We start from the raw sequence: 1,630 nt of genomic DNA, 5'->3' as shown, positions 1-1,630 counted from the left end.
GGCGAGGGCGGTGCCGAAACGCCACATGAGCGCGCCGTCGGAGCCGAGGCCGTGGACGAGGAGCACGCGCGGGGCGTCGGCGGCGCCCCACGACAGGCGGGGGAGGGGCACGGGTGCGGGCATGGCATCCATTGTGCTGTCCCGGGAGGCGACCGACCGCGCCGGACCCGCCCCGGCGTCACGGAACGACACCAGAATGGATGCCATGATCTCGACCGAGATGGCCCTGGCCCTGCGCGAGGCGGGGCTGGTGTGGCATCCGCGTTCCGGCGACCGGTTCCAGCTCGACGAGCCCGAGTTCGAGGCCGACGTGTTCACCGTCAGCGACATGACGATCGAGCCACGCGACTATCCGACGGGACGCATCCTCGCCTTCAACGGCACGACGGAGTGGGCGCTGGACTCGGTGGCGACCGAGGACGCGCTGTGGCTGCCGTCGGAATCCCAGCTGCGCGAGCTGCTGCGCTCGACCTTCCGCTCGCTGCGCCGTCTGTCGGACACGTACGAGGTCGAGATCTCGGTCGGCGGTTCCACCCTGGTCTTCGATCACCCCGCGCCCGCCGACGCCTACGCCCTCGCCGTGCTGGAGCTGCTGCGCCGTACGCACTGAGCCGCTCCCGATCCCGGGATGCCGGCCCCCGAGGCGACTGAGAAGTCGGCGCTCAGGTGACGGTCGGGACGGGTTCGGTGTCGGGGATGGGACTGGCGTCGCGGTGACGCAGGTCGGGGAAGCCGCGCACGAACACGGCCGACACGATGAAGCCGGCGATGGCGAAACCCGCCGCGGCGACGTACGCGCCCGTCGGACCGACGCCGTCGACGAGGAACCCGGCCACCGCCGAACCCGCCGCCGCACCGATGAGCTGCCCGGTGCCGATCCACCCGTAGGCCTCGGCCGTCTCGCTGAAGCGGACGCTGGCGCTGGTCATCGCGAACATCACCGCGAGGGCCGGGGCGATGCCCGCCCCCGCCACGAGCAGCGTCGCCCCGAGCCACCAGGCGTTGAGCGAGACGATGGTCAGCGAGAGGCCGAGGGCGACGATCGCGAAACGGCGGGCCATCGCCCACGGCCCGATGGGGATGTGCCCGAACGACAGACCGCCCGCGAGGCTGCCCACGGCGAACACCGCCAGGACGAGCCCGGCCTCGAGGCCACCGTGGTCGAAGGTTGCCACGACGCCGGCCTCGACCGCGGCGCAGGCCCCGATGAGCAGGAACCCGGTCGCGGTGGCGAGGATCACCGGCGGTTTGGTGAGCACCTTGCCGAGGCCGCGGCGACTGCGGGGGATGCGCACGCGGCCGACCTCGGGGCTGAGGATGAACCACGCGCCGCCGCCGATGAGGATCACGACCACCAGCAGCAGGCCGGGCACGGTGCCGATCTGCGTCGCCACCAGGGTGATGAGCACGGGCGCGAGCACCCAGATGATCTCTTGCAGCGAGGCGTCGAGCGAGTACAACGGCGTCAACTGCTTGGAGGGGACCATCTTGGGGTAGATGGTGCGCACGGCCGACTGCACCGGCGGGGTGGACAGGCCCGCGATCAGGCCCAGTGCCATGTAGAGGGGCAGGGGCAGCTCGATCAGCGCGAGGGCGGCGATCGCGGCGGCGCACACGAGCAGGGTGACCG

The 1,630-nt window shown here is 72.0% G+C and carries 2 protein-coding genes; one reads left to right on the top strand and one right to left on the bottom strand.

Annotation, left to right across the window (positions count from 1 at the left end; all coding sequences use genetic code 11):
- Nucleotides 1-205 precede the first annotated feature (205 nt).
- Nucleotides 206-610: a pilus assembly protein CpaE gene (locus tag DBR36_RS12785; protein WP_108319951.1), complete on the top strand. Its 405-nt coding sequence runs from the start codon at nt 206-208 to the stop codon at nt 608-610.
- Between the two features lie 52 nt (nt 611-662).
- On the opposite strand, the gene DBR36_RS12780 is transcribed toward DBR36_RS12785, so the two are convergent.
- The coding region (locus DBR36_RS12780) for an MFS transporter (RefSeq protein ID WP_108319949.1) at nt 663-1,630 on the bottom strand (968 nt) is incomplete at its 5' end.

Origin of the sequence: Microbacterium sp. HMWF026, from assembly GCF_003061325.1 — a bacterium.
Classification (GTDB): domain Bacteria; phylum Actinomycetota; class Actinomycetes; order Actinomycetales; family Microbacteriaceae; genus Microbacterium; species Microbacterium testaceum_E.
The sequence above is the reverse complement of the archived record's forward strand: the minus strand, read 5'-3'. Positions and strand labels throughout refer to the sequence as shown.